Here is a 16,405-nt window from a genome sequence, read left to right as displayed (position 1 = left end):
GTCGCACTTTTCCTACAGAAAGGGTCTCCCATGAGCACCTCCCGTGTTGTTCTTGTGACCGGCGGCAATCGCGGTATCGGTTTCGCCATCGCTGAGCGAATGATTGCGGATGGCCACAAGGTCGCCGTCACTGCTCGATCGGGCGAGGGTCCGGCGGGATCACTCACGGTGCGCGCAGAGATGACCGATTCGGCATCGATTGACGCCGCGTTCACCCAGATCGAAGCAGAACTGGGCGCCGTTGAGGTTGTTGTGGCGAACGCCGGGATCACCCGCGACACGCTGCTGCTGCGCATGTCGGAGGAAGAGTTCACGAGTGTTATCGATACGAACCTCACCGGCACATTCCGTGTCGTGAAGCGCTCTGCCAAGGGGCTGTTGAAGGGGCGCTTTGGCCGAGTCATTCTGATCTCCAGTGTTGTGGCGCTCTATGGCTCACCCGGCCAGATCAACTACTCGTCATCGAAGGCCGCTCTCGTGGGTTTCGCACGCTCACTCACTCGCGAGCTCGGCGCGCGCAACATCACTGCCAACGTGATCGCACCCGGATTCATCGAGACCGACATGACTGCCGAGCTGAGCGACGACCAGCAGAAGCAGTACCTCTCGCAGATCCCGGCCGCTCGTTTCGGCCAGGTCGCAGAGATCGCGGGTGCCGCGTCCTTCCTCGCTGGAGATGATGCCGCCTACATTTCGGGCGCGGTCATTCCTGTCGACGGCGGTCTAGGAATGGGCCACTAACGCACAACCCCCTTCCGCTTTGTGGCGGTTCTTCGTAGGGTGAGGGCATGACTCACATTCCTGCCCCACGTACCCGTTCAACCGTCGCAGAAGATGCCACCACGCTCCGCTCCCTGTACGAGGCCCCCGAAGTTCTTCGGGTCGTCAACGTCTGGGATGCCGTGAGCGCGCGTGTGGTCGCTGAGCTTCCCGGTACTCGCGCCATCGCAACCGCGGGGCACGGGATCGCTGCGAGCCACGGCTATGCAGACGGTGAACAGATTCCGCTCCACCTCATGCTGGAGGCCGTAGGTCGTATCGTCTCGGCGACCGATCTGCCGGTCTCGGCAGATCTCGACGGCGGTTTTGGCGACGCCGGCGAGACCGTTCGTCGTGCTATCGGCGTCGGGGTTTCAGGCGCGAACATCGAGGACCAGCTTCGCCCGCTAGCGGAGTCTGCAAAGCTCGTGGCCGACGTTGTGAAAGCGGGGGAGCGTGAGGGTGTTTCGTTCGCGCTGAACGCCCGCACCGATGCGTTTGTGCGCGGCGGAGACCGCCCGCTTGACGACATCATCGCAGACGCGATCGAGAGGGGGCGCGCGTACCTTGACGCGGGTGCCACCTGCGTCTTCGTACCGGGAATTCTCGACGCGGATGTCACTCGCCGGCTCGTGGAGGGCATCGGGGTGCGCAAGATCAGCGTGATTGGCCTGCCCGGTGCGCTCAGCGCCGCGGAGTACGAGTCCCTGGGTGTTGCCCGGGTCTCCTACGGACCGATGCCTCAAAACGTCGCGCTGACCGCGCTGAAGAAGCTCGGCACATCACTGCTCGCGGACGGCGTGATCCCGAGCGATACAGAGATGCTGAATAACTTCTAACCGAGGCGGTCGAGCAGCGGGATCACGCGCGCGAGATCGTCTTCGATCGATACGTCTGCTTGATCCCGCACAACCGGCTTGCCGTTGTACGACACGCCGAGGGCCGCAACCTTCATCATCTCGAGATCGTTCGCCCCGTCACCGATCGCCACCGAGGCGGAAAGCGGGATCCCAGATTCCGCGGACCACTCGGCGAGCGCTTCGGCCTTGGCGACAGCGTCAATGATCGGGCCAACGGTGCGGCCGGTCAACACACCGTCTGCAACTTCGAGCCGATTGGCGCGCCAAAAGTCGAGGCCCAGATCCTGAGCGATCGGATCCAGCACCTCGTGGAAACCACCCGACACAACGCCCACTTTGCCGCCGCGATCCCGCACCTCGGCGATGAGCTCGCGGATGCCGGGGGAGAGCCGCACACGACTGTAGGCGTCAGCAAATACGGACTCTGGGGTTCCAGCGAGCGTCGCCACTCGCTCGCGCAGGCTCTCCGAAAAATCCAACTCACCGCGCATTGCCCGCTCGGTAACCTCGGCGACCTGCTCGCGGGTGCCCGCAACGTCAGCAATCAGCTCGATCACCTCGTCTTGAATGGTCGTGGAGTCGCAGTCGAGAACGATTAGGGGGGAGAGGCTCATGCGATCCAGTCTAGAGATGACGGGGTGGCTTGCGCACGGAGGCCGCGCCGCTCGTTAGGCTACTGCCTATGGTCAATGTGTTGCGCTTCAACGATGTCACGTACCTTCGCAATCGTCGCCCGATCTTGAACGGTATTAACTGGACCGTTGAAGACTCGCAGCGGTGGGTGATTCTCGGGCCGAATGGCGCGGGAAAAACGACGCTGTTGAAGCTTGCAACCGCCAACGACTACCCGACAACCGGCACTGTTGATGTGCTGGAGAAGCGTCTCGGACGCGTCGACATTTTTGAGTTGCGAAACCGCCTCGGATTTGTCTCGTCAGCAACGGCGCGCCGGATCCCCGCAAACGAGATCGTGCGCGACCTCGTACTGACGGCGGCGTACTCGGTTGAGGGTCGCTGGAACGAACACTACGACGACATCGACGTGCGACAGGCCGAGCGAATCCTCGCCGAGTGGGATCTTGGCAACCTCGCAGACAACACCTTCGGCACGCTGAGCGACGGAGAGCGCAAGCGCGCGCTCATCGCCCGCGCGGTCATGACCGACCCCGAGGTGCTGTTGCTCGACGAGCCCAGCGCGAGCCTTGACCTTGGCGCGCGCGAGCGGATGCTGCAGATGCTCTCTGGCTTTGCGCAGTCGCCTTCCTCTCCGGCGATGATCATGGTGACCCACCACGTCGAAGAGGTGCCGCCCGGGTTCACCCACGTGCTGATGCTGCGCGACGGGCAGATCCAGGCCGCAGGGCCGATCGCCGACACACTCACCGCGGAGAATCTCGAGGCGACATTCGGCATGCCGTTCGGTTTGACGGTGCAAGATGGTCGCTACGCTGCGATCGCTAGGCCCTAAGCTAGAACTAATACGTTATAAGGAAGCATGTTTGCGGCGAGTTCTGCTAAAGTAGAACCTTGGCGCGGACAAGCCGCAAGACTTCGGTGCGCGAATCGCAGCATCTCTCACGAATATAAGGACACTCATGAAGACCGACATCCACCCCGAGTACAACGCAATCGTCTTCCGCGACCTCGCTTCGGGAGAGACGTTCCTCACCCGTTCGACGCTCGGCAGCGACAAGACCATCGAGCTCGATGGCGCTACCTACCCGGTCATCGACGTTGAGATCTCCAGCGCTTCGCACCCGTTCTACACGGGCAAGCAGCGCATCATGGACTCCGCCGGCCGCGTGGAGAAGTTCAACCAGCGCTTCAAGGGTTTCGGCGCCTAGTCAAAGCTTTTACACAAAAGGTGGTGGCGATCTTCGGATCGCCACCACCTTTTTGTTTTGGTTCGTTGCCTGCTAGCCCACCCGCTTAGCGCAGCGGCCAGCCGCCCTCCGCGACGAAGTGGGGATCGCGGGCCTTTCGCATGTATTCCTGGAAGCTCGCGGCCTGCGCTGCGGCCCAGGTGATCTGCGCGGCGTGCAGCTCGTCCAGCTCACTCGGGATCACGTCCGCATACTTGCGCGCGATGCACTGCAGCACACGGCCCGCCGCAATCGCGTCGTCTCCAGCGTCGTGCGCGGTGCCGATTTCCACGCCGTGGTGGGCAGCGACGGCCTCGAGCGTGCGCTTGCCCTTTCGGTAGCGGTCGAATTGCTTGTCGAGGATCAGCGGATCGATCACGGGAGCGAAGCTCTCAGGCCAAGCCAGGCCGTACCTTGCGGCTTCCGCGCGCAACAGCGTGAGGTCGTAGGGGGCGTTGTAGGCAACCACCGGGAACCCGCGCTCGATCATCTCTGCGAGCTGCTCGATAATCTGCTGAACACCCACCGCAGCGTCGATGCCACTCGCCCGCGCAATCTCGGTGCTGATGCCGTGCACCCTCTGAGCGGCCGCTGGAATTTCGACACCCGGGTTCAACAGCCAGTCGTAGCGTTCGAGCACCTCACCCTCGGCGCCCAGGAGCGCAACCGTCGCGCTGACGATGCGTGCGTGGGCGGTGTCGACGCCCGTTGTTTCGGTGTCGAACACCGCAAGATTGGCTGCCCAGAGCGGGGTAGAGGAGGTCACAGGGGTCCTTTCGTTCCTTTGATGTTATCGACTGCGGGCGGCTCGTGTTGGGTCGACGTGGCGCAGCCGCCTGCCAGCCCCCATCGGTAGGATCGTTTCGTGACTAACGCACCTCTTCTTGTTCCCACGCTCGGCATTGAAACTCGTGCCTGGCAGTACGGTGCTGACGGTGCCGCAGAAGGCGGCGCTGATACCGCGACGCTGATCCTGGTGCACGGGTTTCGGGGGATCACCACGGCCTCGACGCGATTGCACGGGGAGTTGCGAAGGCTCTGCCCGGCGTGCGCACGGTCGTGCCTGATCTACCCGGCTTTGGTGAAACTCCCGCGATCCCGAACCGCGAGCACAACATTGAGCTGTATGGCGAGTGGCTGCGTGCCTTTGCCCGTGAGGTCGCCCCCGAGGGGTTTGCGATCCTCGGACACTCATTCGGGTCGCTGGTCGTGGCGGCTGCGGTCTCTGGGGGGCTCGATGCGAGCCGGATCATACTGATCAACCCCATCTCGGCGCCGGCGCTAGAGGGGCCCCAGGCCGCGCTCACACAGTTGGCGATTGGCTACTACCGCGCCGCAGAATTGCTTCCGGAACGCGCCGCTAGGCAGTTGCTCGGCAACCCCGTGATTGTGCGGGGCATGAGCGAGGTCATGGCAAAAACGGGCGACGCTGACCTGCGCGCCTGGATCCACGGGCAGCACGCCAGGTACTTCAGCACGTTCTCAGACCCTTCAACTCTCCTGCAGGCATTCCGGGCGTCGGTGTCAAACACTGTCATTGAGCACGCCGCAGACTTTGACCGACCGACACTGCTCATCGCGGGGGAGCGAGACGACATAACCCAGCTGCCGAAACAGCTGGAGCTGCACCATCGCATTGCCGGGTCGCGACTGAGGATTATTCCCGGCACCGGTCACCTCGTACACTACGAGGCGGTGGAAGACGCCGTCGCCTTCATCTCGGAGTTTTTACTTGAGCACTCACGCTCCTCGAAGAGCGAGGTTACCGCGTGAGGGTGACGCGGATCAGCGATCTCAACGCTCCCGAATTGGCCGATTACACGCAGCTCACCGATGTTGCGTTGCGGCGCGTGCGCGAGCCGGAGGAGGGGCTGTACCTCGCTGAATCGCCGAAGGTTATTGAACGTGCGCTCCGGTCTGGGCATCAACCGCGCTCACTGTTGCTGCTCGAAGAGTGGCTCCCCACGGTTGAACCGATGCTTGCGGACTACCCGGATGTGCCCGTGTTTGTGGGGGAGTCCGCGCAGCTCGAGCAGCTGACAGGCTTCCACATGCACAGGGGCGCGCTTGCGTCGATGCAGCGGCCCGTCGATCGCGATCCGATAGAGCTGCTGCGCGCCTCGCGACAGCCACGCTCCAGAATTGCTGTGCTTGAGAACCTGAGTGACCACGCAAACGTCGGCAGCGCGTTCAGAAATGCCGCCGCCATGGGGGTCGATGCCGTTCTGGTGACACCGAGTTGCGCTGACCCGCTGTATCGCCGTAGCGTGCGCGTCAGCATGGGCACGGTGTTTCAGGTGCCGTGGACAAGGATCGATCCCTGGCCGCGCGGCGGCATGCAACTGCTCAAAGATGAGGGCTTTATCGTGGCGGGCATGTCTCTCGGGGCAAACTCGATCACCCTCGACGATCTCGTCGCGGAGGACCACGCTTCGCTCGCCCTGGTCTTCGGCTCCGAAGGGCACGGCCTGACACGAGCAACCGATAGCCAGCTCGACCGGCGCGTGACAATTCCGATGATGAACAGTGTCGACTCGCTCAACGTCGCCGCCTCGAGCGCGGTTGCGTTTTACGCGACGAGATAGGCGAGTAGGGGAGTAGCTTGCGTCAGACACACAACACCGTCGTTTCCCCCCAGAAGGCGCCCAGTGCCGGCCGCTCTTGGAGCGATTCAGCGATGCTGGTCATCACGTTCGTTCGCTCGCGCTGGGGGTACCGATTCCGCACTCGCCAACAGCTGAAACGATTTCAGGATCGGCGGTGGCGAAGATTTGCCCGCACTTCGATGCCGCGTGCAAACTACTACGTCGAGCTGACTCACCATCACGGTAGCCTTCCGATCATCAGCAAACCCGACGTTCGCAGGAACTTCGCCGGCATGAACACGCGCAGCGTGACGCTGGAGCATGCTCTTGAGGTTGCGAGGACCGCAGAACGCAACCGAGATTTTAGTCCCACCATCGGAAACGATCTCACGGTGGGCCTCTCAAGCGGCACCTCTGGCACGCAAGGAGCATTTCTCGTCAGTTCACGCGAGCAGGCACTCTGGGCGGGAACGATCCTGGCCCGAGTGCTCTCTTCTGACAGCTTGCGCCGCCTACTCACGCCATGGGCAGAACCCGTGCGCATCAGTTTTTTCTTGAGAGCAAACAGCAACCTGTACGAGTCCGTCGCGTCGCGTCGCGTCAGTTTCGAGTTTTGTGATCTTCTGGAGCCCATCGACGCCCATATCGAGGCGCTGAACAGATCCCGGCCCAACATCATTGTGGCTCCAGCGAGTGTGCTGAAGAGGCTCGCCGATGCGCAGGGCGAGGGCAGGCTGCGAGTCCGGCCGAACCAGGTCGTGTCAGTCGCCGAGGTGCTAGAACCGGCAGACGCTGAGCTCATGTTTGGGGTTTGGGGCGCTCCCGTGTCACAGGTGTACCAGGCCACCGAGGGGCTGCTTGCCGTGACCTGTTCACAGGGAACACTCCACATGTGCGAGGAGCGCGTCATTGTGGAGCCCGAGTGGTTAGATCCCGAACGCACGCGGTTTCACCCCGTGATTACCGATCTGCAACGCACGACTCAGTTGATCGTCAGATACCGGCTAGACGACGTCCTGCGTGTTCGTGAGGGAGAACCGTGCCCCTGCGGAAGTGTGGCACTCGCACTGGCCGGAGTAGAGGGGCGAGCCGACGAAGTCGTGCAGTGGCCGTCGACGTCTGGGGGCAGCGCGGTTACGGTGTTTCCTGACGTGCTGCGCCGCACTATGTCTCTCGCCGGAAGGCACTTCGACGACTGGCGTTACGAGCAGGAAACTGCAGAACAAACACCTTCTCAAGAGGTTCAATCTGCCAGCACGGTGATTCGTCTACTCAATGCAGATCGCGCCGCTGAGGACGCGGTGCAGGCAGAGCTCACAAACCTCGCGAACACGTTACTTGCGCAGCCACCGCGGCTGATATTTGCGCCGTGGGTTGAGCCGCAGCCAGGGGCAAAACTCCGTCGGATCACCCGTTTGCAACCGGTGTCAGGGGAAGCCGGTGCAAGTCCGGTGGGGGAGCACACGGCATGAGGGTTTTGGTAACGGGGGCGTCGGGGTTCGTGGGCGGCTCCCTGATGCGTCGCCTGCAGCAGGATGGCCATCACACGGTTCTCGGTGTCGGTAGGCGTCAAATCGATATGGGGGACTACCGGCAGTGCGACCTGGCACAACCGATTACGCTGGACTGGAATCCAGATGTAGTCGTGCACGCTGCAGCGAGGGCAACCCCCTGGGGCACGGCCCGCGAGTATCACGAGCAAAACGTCACGGCCACGGCAAACATCATCGATTTTTGTGAGCGCCAGGGTCGGCCTCGCCTGGTCCATGTCTCAACCACAAGCATCTTCTACCGGGCCGCGCATCAGACTCAGCTGACTGAGGAATCACCTGCCGGCCCAGAGTTTCTGAACCTGTATTCACAGACCAAGTGGGAGGCCGAGCAGCTCATTCACGCCTACACGGGTGATTGGGTGATTACTCGGCCCCGGGCGGTTTTTGGCCCGGGAGACACAACACTGCTCCCGCGGATCCTGAGTGCAGCTCAGGCTCGACGCCTTCCTCGCCTGGGGGATCCAGCAACGCCCGTTCAGTGCGATCTGATCCATATCGACACACTCGTCGACTACCTGTTGACCGCCATGTCAGCCCCGCAGGCAGTCGGACGGAGTATCAACCTCACCAACGGAACTCCCGTCGACCTCTGGGAGGTGCTCACCGATTTGCTGACGCGTCTCGGCATTCCGCTTCCCACTCGACACATTTCGATCAGGCAGGCCATGGCCTTTGCGAGCGTGTGCGAAGCGGTCTGGCGCACCCTGCGTCTGCCCGGCGAACCACCAATCACTCGCTACGGCGTTTCGCTTTTTGGGTATTCAAAGACGTTCGACATTTCGTTAGCGCGAGAGATTCTGGGAGATCCAAAAGTGACTACCCTGGATGGGCTCAACCAATTGGCGAACGAGATGAGGATCTGACGTGCGTGTATCGAGGTGGGCGGTCGGCGCAATGGTCGGCGGCTATGCGGTGACGTTCGTCGCGAAGTTTGCCCTCGCTTTGCGGGCGAAGCGCCGCTTTCCTGCTCCCCAATTGGAGCGGTCAGATGAGGCGAAGCACTGCTCAGACGTAACTGTCGTTCAGCCCATATTGAGCGGTGATCCCGGGCTGGAACGCACACTCGGGCACAATCTCTCGATAGTGCCCGATGCCCGGTTCGTTTGGCTCGTTGACGAGGCCGACAGAGAAGGGCGCCGGGTCACCGAGCGTCTTCAGAAGGACAATCCGAACTCTCAAATAAACATCGTGTTGTGCCCACCCGCTCCAACTGGGGTGAGCCCAAAATCGTTCAAACTGGGCCTGGCAACTCGGGATCGATCCGGCACTTTTCTGGTGTTGGACGATGACACGCAGCTGACCGCAGAAGGTGCAGCTGCACTTATTGAGGCTCTTGAGCGATGCGATCTATCAACCGGATTGCCGCAGTACGATCACGCCGCCGGGTTTCCAGGAAAGGTGCTGAGTCAGTTCGTCAACAATTCGTCGGCACTCACCTACGTCGCGCTGTCGGCGCTAGGTGAGCCACGCAGCATTAACGGTATGGCCTACGCGCTGCGTAGTGAGACGCTCGAGCGAATTGGTGGCTTCGCTGCCATTGAGCGCGAGCTCACAGACGACCTTGCACTCGCGCGACTTCTGCACGACCACGGCGGCTGCATCATTCAGACGCCCTATCCTCAGCATGTCTCAACGGACGTTCGCGGAGCGCAGCACTACACGGAGCTGATGCACAGATGGATGCGCTTCGCGCTTGTGCTCGTTGCTCGTGAGTCACCCGGTGCACGAACCTTCATAGCTGCGATGTACGGTTTGCCGCCCCTCGCACTTGCCGGGAGCCTTTTGCTCGGGGTTGCAAAACTGTTCCGCGGTGAATTACGTCCACTCGGTGTGGTGCTTGGGCTACTGATGATGCGCGCCGCGGGTATTGCGACTCTGCAACGCCGCATTTCAGGCGGCGTTCAGTGGCGGCCCATTGCCTCGATAACGGCTGAACTACTGACACCACTGCATCTGATGCACGCAATGGTGAAGCCAACAATTATTTGGCGTGGCCAACGCTGGCGCCTTCGCCTAGACGGCACATTTTCGGTGGCCGAATGAGCGACTCACTTCAGCTTGCCTTTCTGACGGGGCAAAGTGACCCTCGGCAATCGGTGCTGAGCCCCGCGCAGCGCCAGTTCGCACTGTCTCTGCCCATCGCGCCGACCGCGATTGTGCCCCACAACTTCCCGTATCCGATGCACGGAGACAAGGCGCCGCCTGAAACTGACTGGCGGCCGACACCATTACTCACGGCCAGCTTTCGCAACACCCGCCAATACCTCGTCTCACGCCAAAAGGGCTTTGCTGCCCAGTGGCGTCGCCCGGTGCTGGACATGTTAGCCAGGGCCGACCGAACGCTCGTTCTTGCGGGCAGCTGTGGGCTTGAGCTGCTCAGCAATCTTCGATTGTCGGCCGATGAACTGCGTGGAGTGAGGGTTGTCGCATACGGGCCCGTCGCACGCAGCGTCCCGGAGGCTCCCTGTGTTTCCGTTGTGGGAGACCGAGACTGGCTGTCACGGCGATTTTTCCCGACCCCCGATGCCGTTGTCCGGGCGAACCACCTCAATTATCTGGAAAGTTCTGAGTTTCATCGGGTAGTCGTTGCTGAGCTTGCCGACCTGCAACGTTCAGAACCAGGCGCGATTCCAGAGTCAGGAACCCCTCGGTGAACGAACGACCGATTGACGTCGTTGCTCCTCCCATGGCGGGGCACCTTCATCCCATCCTTGGAATCGGGGTGGCCATCGCGGAGCGCTCGCGGCGTCCTGTGCGGGTCATAAGCACGGAGGCCGCACGCGCATCGATTGAGGCCGCGGGACTCACCGCTGTGACGGTGCTGCATGGGCAGGACGCGGCCGTCGAACGAATCGCAAATCCTTCTCAGCGGGTGCGCGGAAATCCTCGCCGCCTCTTGGCTCAGCTCAGAGAAAATCTCGCCCTCATGGCGGGCTTTTCAACCGACATTAAGGCACTGTACGCGCAGGAGCCGCCTGAGCTTGCCCTGGTGGATTTCACGGTTCCCGTCGCAGGATTTGCCGCCCGCGAAGTGGGGGCCCGCTGGTGGACCAGTTTGCCGTCACCCTGCGTGCTCGAAACCAGAGTGGGGCCACCGTCATATTTGGGTGGCTTAACGCCGGCGACAAATCACTTCACGTCAGTTGGGCAGGCGACGCTTCGAGCAAGCGTCCGCACGTTTAAGCGAGCCGCCGTGCGGTTGAACAGAAAAACGCTTGCTCCGCTTGGCATCACGCGCCCCTTCAGACCTGATGGCTCCGAGGTCATTTACTCCGACGAGCGTATCTGGGCGCTGGGACTAGAAGAACTTGAGTTTGAGCGCAGCTGGCCGGACAGCCTGCGATGGGCGGGGCCCGTGCTCTATACGCCGCCTCAGGCCACGCCGCCGCCGAGCACGCCGCTTCCCGGCCCCACGACCGAGCCGCTCACGAGTCTGAGCGGCCACGAACAGCGTGTTCTTATAACCTTCGGAACCCAGTTGCCCGACTATAAGCGGCAAGTTCTCGCTGCGGTTATCGAGCTGGCAAAGCTGGAACCACACACTGGGTTCGTATTTAGCGAGGGAAGTAACGGAACTGTTCTCTCACCCGTCAAGCCGCTTCCTCCCAACCTCGTGGTTGTGCCGACGGTCTCATATCGTGATTTGAGCCGGTACGACCTGGTCGTTCACCACGGGGGAGCAGGCGTGATGTATTCGGCGCTCGAGGCAGCTGTTCCGACGATCGTTCATCCGGTTGACTACGACCAGTTCGACAGCGCCGCCCGCCTGTCATTTCACGGGCTTGCTGAGCGGGTAGACAAGCTGTCCCATCTCCCCGCAGCCGTGCAGCGTGCGCTGAACTCTCAAGCGATGCAGCGGGGACACGCACAACGGCGCAGATTTGCCGAGCTCGTAACAGCCACCTCGGGCGCGGCTACCGTCGCGGAGGCCGTGGTCGCAGAGACCGGCTAATGCGAATGACCCGCCGAGGTGCAGCTGCCTCAAATGGCTTTCACCCGAACTCACCGATTCGGCATACGGTGTCGTCTAGTCTAAAGCAGTGAATTCTCCCGCATCGCGCATTGCAGACATTGGTGTGTACCTTCCTCCGACCACCCGCAGCACAGAGGAGTCTGAGCTGCGATTGCGCACAACAAACCCCCACGTCAACATTGCTTCGGGTCTTATCAGGCGTCTAACGGGTGTGAACCAGGTGCACGTGCGACCGGAGGGATGGCAGACCTCTGACCTGGCGGTGGCGGCCGCACGAGAAGTGCTGACACCGGGATCGCCTGATCCTGATCTCTTGATTTTTGCATCGGCGAGCCAAGACCTGATCGAACCGGCCACGAGTCATATTGTGGCCCACAAGCTTGGCCTCAACTGCCCGGTGATGGACGTCAAAAATGCCTGCAACAGCATGCTGAACGGGATGCAGGTCGCTGATTCGCTGATTCGCGCCCAGCAGTACAAACGGGTGCTCGTGGTGACGGGGGAGCAGCCGTCTCACGCCGTGCGCTGGCAGATCGAGGATCAGGCCCAGTTCGTGCGCTCGATCCCGGGATACACGATGAGCGATTCGGGGGCCGCCATCCTTATGGAGGCCATCTCAACCGAGCACCCAGCTGGCGTGGGCATTCTCGAGACGCACTTCCAGGCCCACTCCCAATTCTGGCCGGTGGGTACACTCGGCACGGGCGGTTCGATGAACCCCCACGCAGAGGGTGGTAGCTACTTTGATATGAACGGCAATGAGCTACAGAAAGCGTTCGACTCCGTTGGCCTCGATCTCGTGCACGACGCGCTGAAGGCGGTGGACCTTAGCCTCGACGATGTGGATCTCTTCGCCGCTCACCAGGTTTCGGTTGCGTCGCAACGAGCCGTACTGAAACGGCTTGGAATTCCTGCGAACCGTTCAATCGAGACCGTGAGCGGGCACGGAAACCTGGCCTCGGCAACGCTGCCGCTGCACTTGCACCGTGCTCGCGAGTCCGGTCAGATCGGGTCGGGCAGCAACGTTGTGTTGTTGGGACTGGCCGGCGGCATCAGTCTCGGCGTGATGGTGATTCGACTGTGAGCGGATCGAACATGTCGGTCACAGACAAGTGGGAAGACCGTGTCATGCGGGCTGCTCATCCGCTCGCGTTTCCTGCCTTGTCCGCGCTCAAGAAACCCGTCACTCGGGTGCCAGGCTTGGGGGTCGTTGTGCTCGATGCCGGCCTGATTCGAAGCACACTTCTCGATACCAACAGTTTTTCTAAGATTGGCAAGGGCGCACCGTCTGACATCTGGACTCCTCTGCTTGGCCCCAGCGTGTTACTCAACATGGAGGGGAAGGATCACCAACAGCTACGCCGCCGCCTGGCACCTCTCTTCACACCAAGCTACGTGAATGACCTGGTGAACAACAGTCTTGGTGAGGTGACCCGAAGACTCACTGAGCGCCTGGTTCGCGGCGAGACGGTCGATGTGGTGGCTGAGGCGAGACACTACGCCAGCATCGCCATTAGCAACCTTGTTGGGCTGCCCGAGAGCGCAACGGACGATGAGTTTTTTCGCAGTGTCACGTCAGTCACATCCTTTGTAACGCTGACACGTCCGAGAATGTCGTCCGCGCAACTCCGCAGGGCGCGAGAAGTTCTTGCGGGCATCAGCGCGCACGCAGACAGAGCCTACGACGCAGGCGACGAGAAAACCGTGCCGGGCAGGATGCGCGCGCTCGGGTTTAGCCGTGATGAGTCTCGCGGAATCGTCGGCGCCTTTGTGGTTGCAGGAACAGAGACGCTTGTGGCTTTTATCCCAAGAATGGTGTGCCTGCTTTCCGACAGCGGCTGGCTTGCGCGTCTTGCTGCTCAGCCCGAGCTGAGCGAGATGGTCATCGCTGAGGCGCTGCGGGTTGTTACCCCCTCTCCGGTTATGCTCCGCTGCGCGATAGCCGACTCGCACATCGGTGGGCAGCGGGTAAAAACCGGCGATCGTGTTATCCTCGGAACCTACTGGGGCAACCGGGGGCTTGAGGGGTTTGATCCACAATCTTCAAAAGCCGCCTCACTCAAACAGTTGTGGTTTGGGGCAGGACCGCACTTTTGCATTGGAGCACCCCTGGCGATGACACAGATCCGCTTGGTGTTGGGCGCCATAGCTGCGGCGGAACATCGTGCCCCGCTGACAGTCACACACCGCGAGCCGTCTCGGCGGGTCCTCATTCCCGGTTATCAATCCGTGCGTTTGGGAAAACTCAGTTAGCCCTAGTTCACGATGATTCACTCAGACGCCACAAGTAGTATGAATTTTTGTGCCCGTCGCCAGCGACTGCACGACTCCACCGCCCCGTTGCTGACGAAAGGTCTTCGTGATTACTTCACCCCATGCGGCACAGCTTTGGGAGAAGGACGGCGTGGGGGAGAGGCGATGAGCGGAGCCCTTACAAGCAGGCGCCTGAGGGCCCTCTGGTCAACACTCTTTTGGGCGGCACTCGGTGTCGGCTCTTATGTGTTTGGCGTGCAGAGCGCACTCGGGCAGGAGGCTGAGGCCAGTGTGCTCGAGGCCGCCAGGTTCACGACTGATCCGCCTGCACCTCTCAACCTGGTGTCGACCCCCTCCGTGGGTGTCGCACTGTTGGCCATTGGAATTCTTGCCTGGATCGTGCACGGCATTGTTCGTGCAGTGGGCATTGTCGTCATTTCTGCGCTCGCGATCCTCGCTTCGCAGCTGCTGAAGCTACAGCTATTGGATCGACCCGGGCTCTTTGAGCTGGACGCGGCAAACACCTTTCCCAGTGGCCACATGACGGTGTTTACCGTGCTCGTGGCGGCGATCATTTGGGCAGTGCCAACGAAGATCCGTGCCATCGTGGCGCTCGTTGGGGCGGCGATTCTCTCGGCTGTTGGTTGGCAGCTACTCGCGTATGGCTGGCACCGCCCGAGCGACGTGCTGGGCGCGATCGCCCTCGGGATCGTGGCGTTTGCGATTGCCACACTGATTCGGCCGTCAACCTCGCGGGGAACACCGCTACTGACACGCACGGTGTCGATCGGGATGGCAATGCTGAGTTGGACTCTCATCGCGGCTGCGATTGTTCTCGCGGTTGTGTCAGTGGCCGCTTCAAACCAGGGCCTTCTGCTGAATGCGGGACAGTTCGGAGTCATCGGAACCAGCATTCTTGGCTCGAGATCACTGTTCCGCCTCAGCACCTAAAACTTCGAATCTGACAAATTCTCAGGAAAACGCGAATCTGACTCACGGTTTTTTCGGCAAACCCTCGATAGATTCGTTCCGGACATTTAATTGAGTTACCGTTTGGGATCATATGGCTAAGCACACCACCGCACGCAAGAAGTTTTGGGTGCGCGGAATTCTTGCAGCCGCTCTGGCAATCACGCTGGCCGCACCCGCACACTTCACGCCCGTTCCCGCGCAGGCGACTGACCTGCCGACCTGGGACGACGTACAAAACGCCAAAAAGAACGAGGCAGCTGCAGCCGCCAAAGCGAAGGAGATTGAAGGTCTCATCGCTTCGGGGGAGAAGGAGCTGACACGGCTCCGTAACTCCCACGCGGCAGCCGCCGAGGCGATGCGCGAAGCCCAGCAGAAGTTTAACGACGCGGCGTGGAAAGCAGACTCGCTCGTTACGCAGGCCGCTGACAGCAAAAAGAAGGCTGATGATGCGGCCGATCGCGCGGGAGTTATCGTCGCGCAGATGTATCGCTCTGGGGGAGTGGACCGCAGTCTTGAACTGATGCTTGAGGCTGACCCGAAGACAAGCGATGCCCTGCTCGATCGTCTCGCTTCAATGTCGAAGGCGACCGAACGCAACAGCGAAATTTCGGGGGAAGCGGAGCAGGCTGCGAACACTGCCGCTTCGCTCGGCAAGCAGGCCGAGGCTGCAAAGAAAGAGCGTGAGGCTCTGCTTGTTGATCTGCAGGCTAAGGAGGCCGCAGCGGCAAAGGCCGTTGAAGCGCAGCGCTCGAGTGTTGTCGCACAGGAAGCGAAGCAGAATGAGCTCACCGCTCAGCTCGCTGCGCTGAAGGACACCACCACAAGCACGGTTGCTGGCTACGAAAAGCGCGTGCGCGAAGAAGAAGCTGAGCGCAAACGTCTTGAAGAAGAGGCCAGAAAGAACGCCGAGAACGCTGCCAACAACAATAATTCAGGTGGCGGCGGCGGAGGCGGCGGAGGTAACTCTGGTGGCGGCGGAGGGGGCGGCGGAAACGCCGGCTCAGGCGGCGGTGGCGGTCACGCCTCCAACGGATGGATCATCCCCACCTCGAACTACTACATTTCTGAAGGTTTCCGACCGCCCGAGCGACCAGATCACACCGGTCTTGATCTCGCAGCCCCGTGCGGCACACCCATTGTTGCGCCGGTCGGCGGCACAGTCAGCATCGCTGGTTGGATCGACAACTTCGGCGGCAACATGGTGTACCTCCACCAGGATGACGGCTACCAGACCCGTTTTGCGCACATGATCGGCTGGCCGCCGGTCAGTGCCGGACAGTACGTACAGGCAGGCCAGGTTATCGGCTGGGTCGGCACGACGGGAGCCAGCACTGGCTGCCACCTGCACTTTGAGGTCATTCCAGGATTCGACGATAACTACTTCGTCCCATACCTGGATCCATACCCGTTCTTGTTTGGTTGATTCCAACCCAGAACTGACATAATCTTTTGCCGCGGCTGCGTGGCAGAGGCACTACAGCATTCGCTTAAACAGGGAACCCCGGCGATGTCGCTTCGCGCCACGCCAACCCTGATGCGCTCATCGCTGCAGTGCCTCTGCCACGCAGCCTCACATTTTCTACAGCGC

17 protein-coding genes are annotated in these 16,405 nt (G+C 61.4%); 15 read left to right on the top strand and 2 right to left on the bottom strand.

Going from position 1 to position 16,405, the window contains the following annotated elements; genetic code table 11:
* Window positions 1–30: 30 nt before the first annotated feature.
* Together fabG and G7068_RS00695 are read left to right on the top strand one after the other, a co-directional pair.
* A complete protein-coding gene (gene fabG, locus G7068_RS00700) occupies window positions 31–741 on the top strand; it encodes a 3-oxoacyl-ACP reductase FabG (RefSeq protein ID WP_166287482.1) in 711 nt (236 codons plus the stop codon).
* A gap of 47 nt (window positions 742–788) precedes the next feature.
* The gene (locus G7068_RS00695; protein WP_166287479.1) at window positions 789–1,598 is read left to right on the top strand and encodes an isocitrate lyase/PEP mutase family protein; all 810 of its coding nucleotides are present in this window, start codon (window positions 789–791) and stop codon (window positions 1,596–1,598) included.
* Here G7068_RS00695 and serB read toward each other — a convergent pair.
* Window positions 1,595–2,233 carry a phosphoserine phosphatase SerB gene (gene serB / locus G7068_RS00690; protein WP_166287476.1) on the bottom strand — a complete coding sequence of 213 codons (639 nt, stop codon included), beginning with the start codon at window positions 2,231–2,233 and terminating at the stop codon, window positions 1,595–1,597. The two genes, G7068_RS00695 and serB, sit on opposite strands and share 4 nt — an antisense overlap.
* A gap of 68 nt (window positions 2,234–2,301) precedes the next feature.
* Here serB and G7068_RS00685 point away from each other — a divergent pair, with 68 nt between their 5' ends.
* Complete coding sequence (locus G7068_RS00685; RefSeq protein WP_166287473.1) at window positions 2,302–3,087, top strand: ABC transporter ATP-binding protein; 786 nt, start codon at window positions 2,302–2,304, stop codon at window positions 3,085–3,087.
* A 127-nt stretch (window positions 3,088–3,214) separates the two neighbouring features.
* The gene (locus G7068_RS00680; RefSeq protein WP_166287470.1) at window positions 3,215–3,463 is read left to right on the top strand and encodes a type B 50S ribosomal protein L31; all 249 of its coding nucleotides are present in this window, start codon (window positions 3,215–3,217) and stop codon (window positions 3,461–3,463) included.
* An 85-nt stretch (window positions 3,464–3,548) separates the two neighbouring features.
* Here the strand turns inward: G7068_RS00680 and G7068_RS00675 are convergent, their stop codons facing one another.
* Window positions 3,549–4,247, bottom strand: a complete 699-nt coding sequence (locus G7068_RS00675) for an exonuclease domain-containing protein (RefSeq protein ID WP_166287468.1) — start codon at window positions 4,245–4,247, stop codon at window positions 3,549–3,551.
* A 281-nt stretch (window positions 4,248–4,528) separates the two neighbouring features.
* Here G7068_RS00675 and G7068_RS00670 point away from each other — a divergent pair, with 281 nt between their 5' ends.
* The 11 genes from G7068_RS00670 (at window position 4,529) to G7068_RS00620 (ending at window position 16,240) form a co-directional block, all read left to right on the top strand.
* The gene (locus G7068_RS00670) at window positions 4,529–5,254 is read left to right on the top strand and encodes an alpha/beta fold hydrolase (protein WP_244304573.1); all 726 of its coding nucleotides are present in this window, start codon (window positions 4,529–4,531) and stop codon (window positions 5,252–5,254) included.
* Window positions 5,251–6,066, top strand: coding sequence for a TrmH family RNA methyltransferase (locus G7068_RS00665; protein ID WP_166287465.1), 816 nt, complete (start codon window positions 5,251–5,253; stop codon window positions 6,064–6,066). Before G7068_RS00670 ends, G7068_RS00665 begins: the two co-directional genes overlap by 4 nt.
* A 92-nt stretch (window positions 6,067–6,158) precedes the next feature.
* A complete protein-coding gene (locus G7068_RS00660) occupies window positions 6,159–7,538 on the top strand; it encodes a F390 synthetase-related protein (RefSeq protein ID WP_244304837.1) in 1,380 nt (459 codons plus the stop codon).
* Window positions 7,535–8,482, top strand: a complete 948-nt coding sequence (locus G7068_RS00655; protein ID WP_166287459.1) for an NAD-dependent epimerase/dehydratase family protein — start codon at window positions 7,535–7,537, stop codon at window positions 8,480–8,482. Before G7068_RS00660 ends, G7068_RS00655 begins: the two co-directional genes overlap by 4 nt.
* A gap of 1 nt (window position 8,483) precedes the next feature.
* Complete coding sequence (locus G7068_RS00650; protein ID WP_166287456.1) at window positions 8,484–9,662, top strand: glycosyltransferase; 1,179 nt, start codon at window positions 8,484–8,486, stop codon at window positions 9,660–9,662.
* On the top strand, window positions 9,659–10,273 hold the full coding sequence (locus tag G7068_RS00645) for a hypothetical protein (RefSeq protein ID WP_166287453.1): 615 nt from the start codon (window positions 9,659–9,661) through the stop codon (window positions 10,271–10,273). Before G7068_RS00650 ends, G7068_RS00645 begins: the two co-directional genes overlap by 4 nt.
* On the top strand, window positions 10,270–11,571 hold the full coding sequence (locus G7068_RS00640; RefSeq protein ID WP_166287450.1) for a glycosyltransferase: 1,302 nt from the start codon (window positions 10,270–10,272) through the stop codon (window positions 11,569–11,571). Before G7068_RS00645 ends, G7068_RS00640 begins: the two co-directional genes overlap by 4 nt.
* Window positions 11,572–11,659: 88 nt before the next feature.
* Window positions 11,660–12,676: a 3-oxoacyl-ACP synthase III family protein gene (locus G7068_RS00635; RefSeq protein WP_166287447.1), complete on the top strand. Its 1,017-nt coding sequence runs from the start codon at window positions 11,660–11,662 to the stop codon at window positions 12,674–12,676.
* A gap of 11 nt (window positions 12,677–12,687) precedes the next feature.
* Complete coding sequence (locus tag G7068_RS00630) at window positions 12,688–13,845, top strand: cytochrome P450 (RefSeq protein ID WP_166287444.1); 1,158 nt, start codon at window positions 12,688–12,690, stop codon at window positions 13,843–13,845.
* Between the two features lie 165 nt (window positions 13,846–14,010).
* Complete coding sequence (locus G7068_RS00625) at window positions 14,011–14,796, top strand: phosphatase PAP2 family protein (protein WP_166287442.1); 786 nt, start codon at window positions 14,011–14,013, stop codon at window positions 14,794–14,796.
* A 112-nt stretch (window positions 14,797–14,908) separates the two neighbouring features.
* Window positions 14,909–16,240, top strand: a complete 1,332-nt coding sequence (locus tag G7068_RS00620) for a peptidoglycan DD-metalloendopeptidase family protein (RefSeq protein ID WP_166287439.1) — start codon at window positions 14,909–14,911, stop codon at window positions 16,238–16,240.
* Window positions 16,241–16,405 lie beyond the last annotated feature (165 nt).

The sequence above is a fragment of the Leucobacter viscericola genome, from assembly GCF_011299575.1.
GTDB lineage: Bacteria > Actinomycetota > Actinomycetes > Actinomycetales > Microbacteriaceae > Leucobacter > Leucobacter viscericola.
The sequence above is the reverse complement of the archived record's forward strand: the minus strand, read 5'-3'. Positions and strand labels throughout refer to the sequence as shown.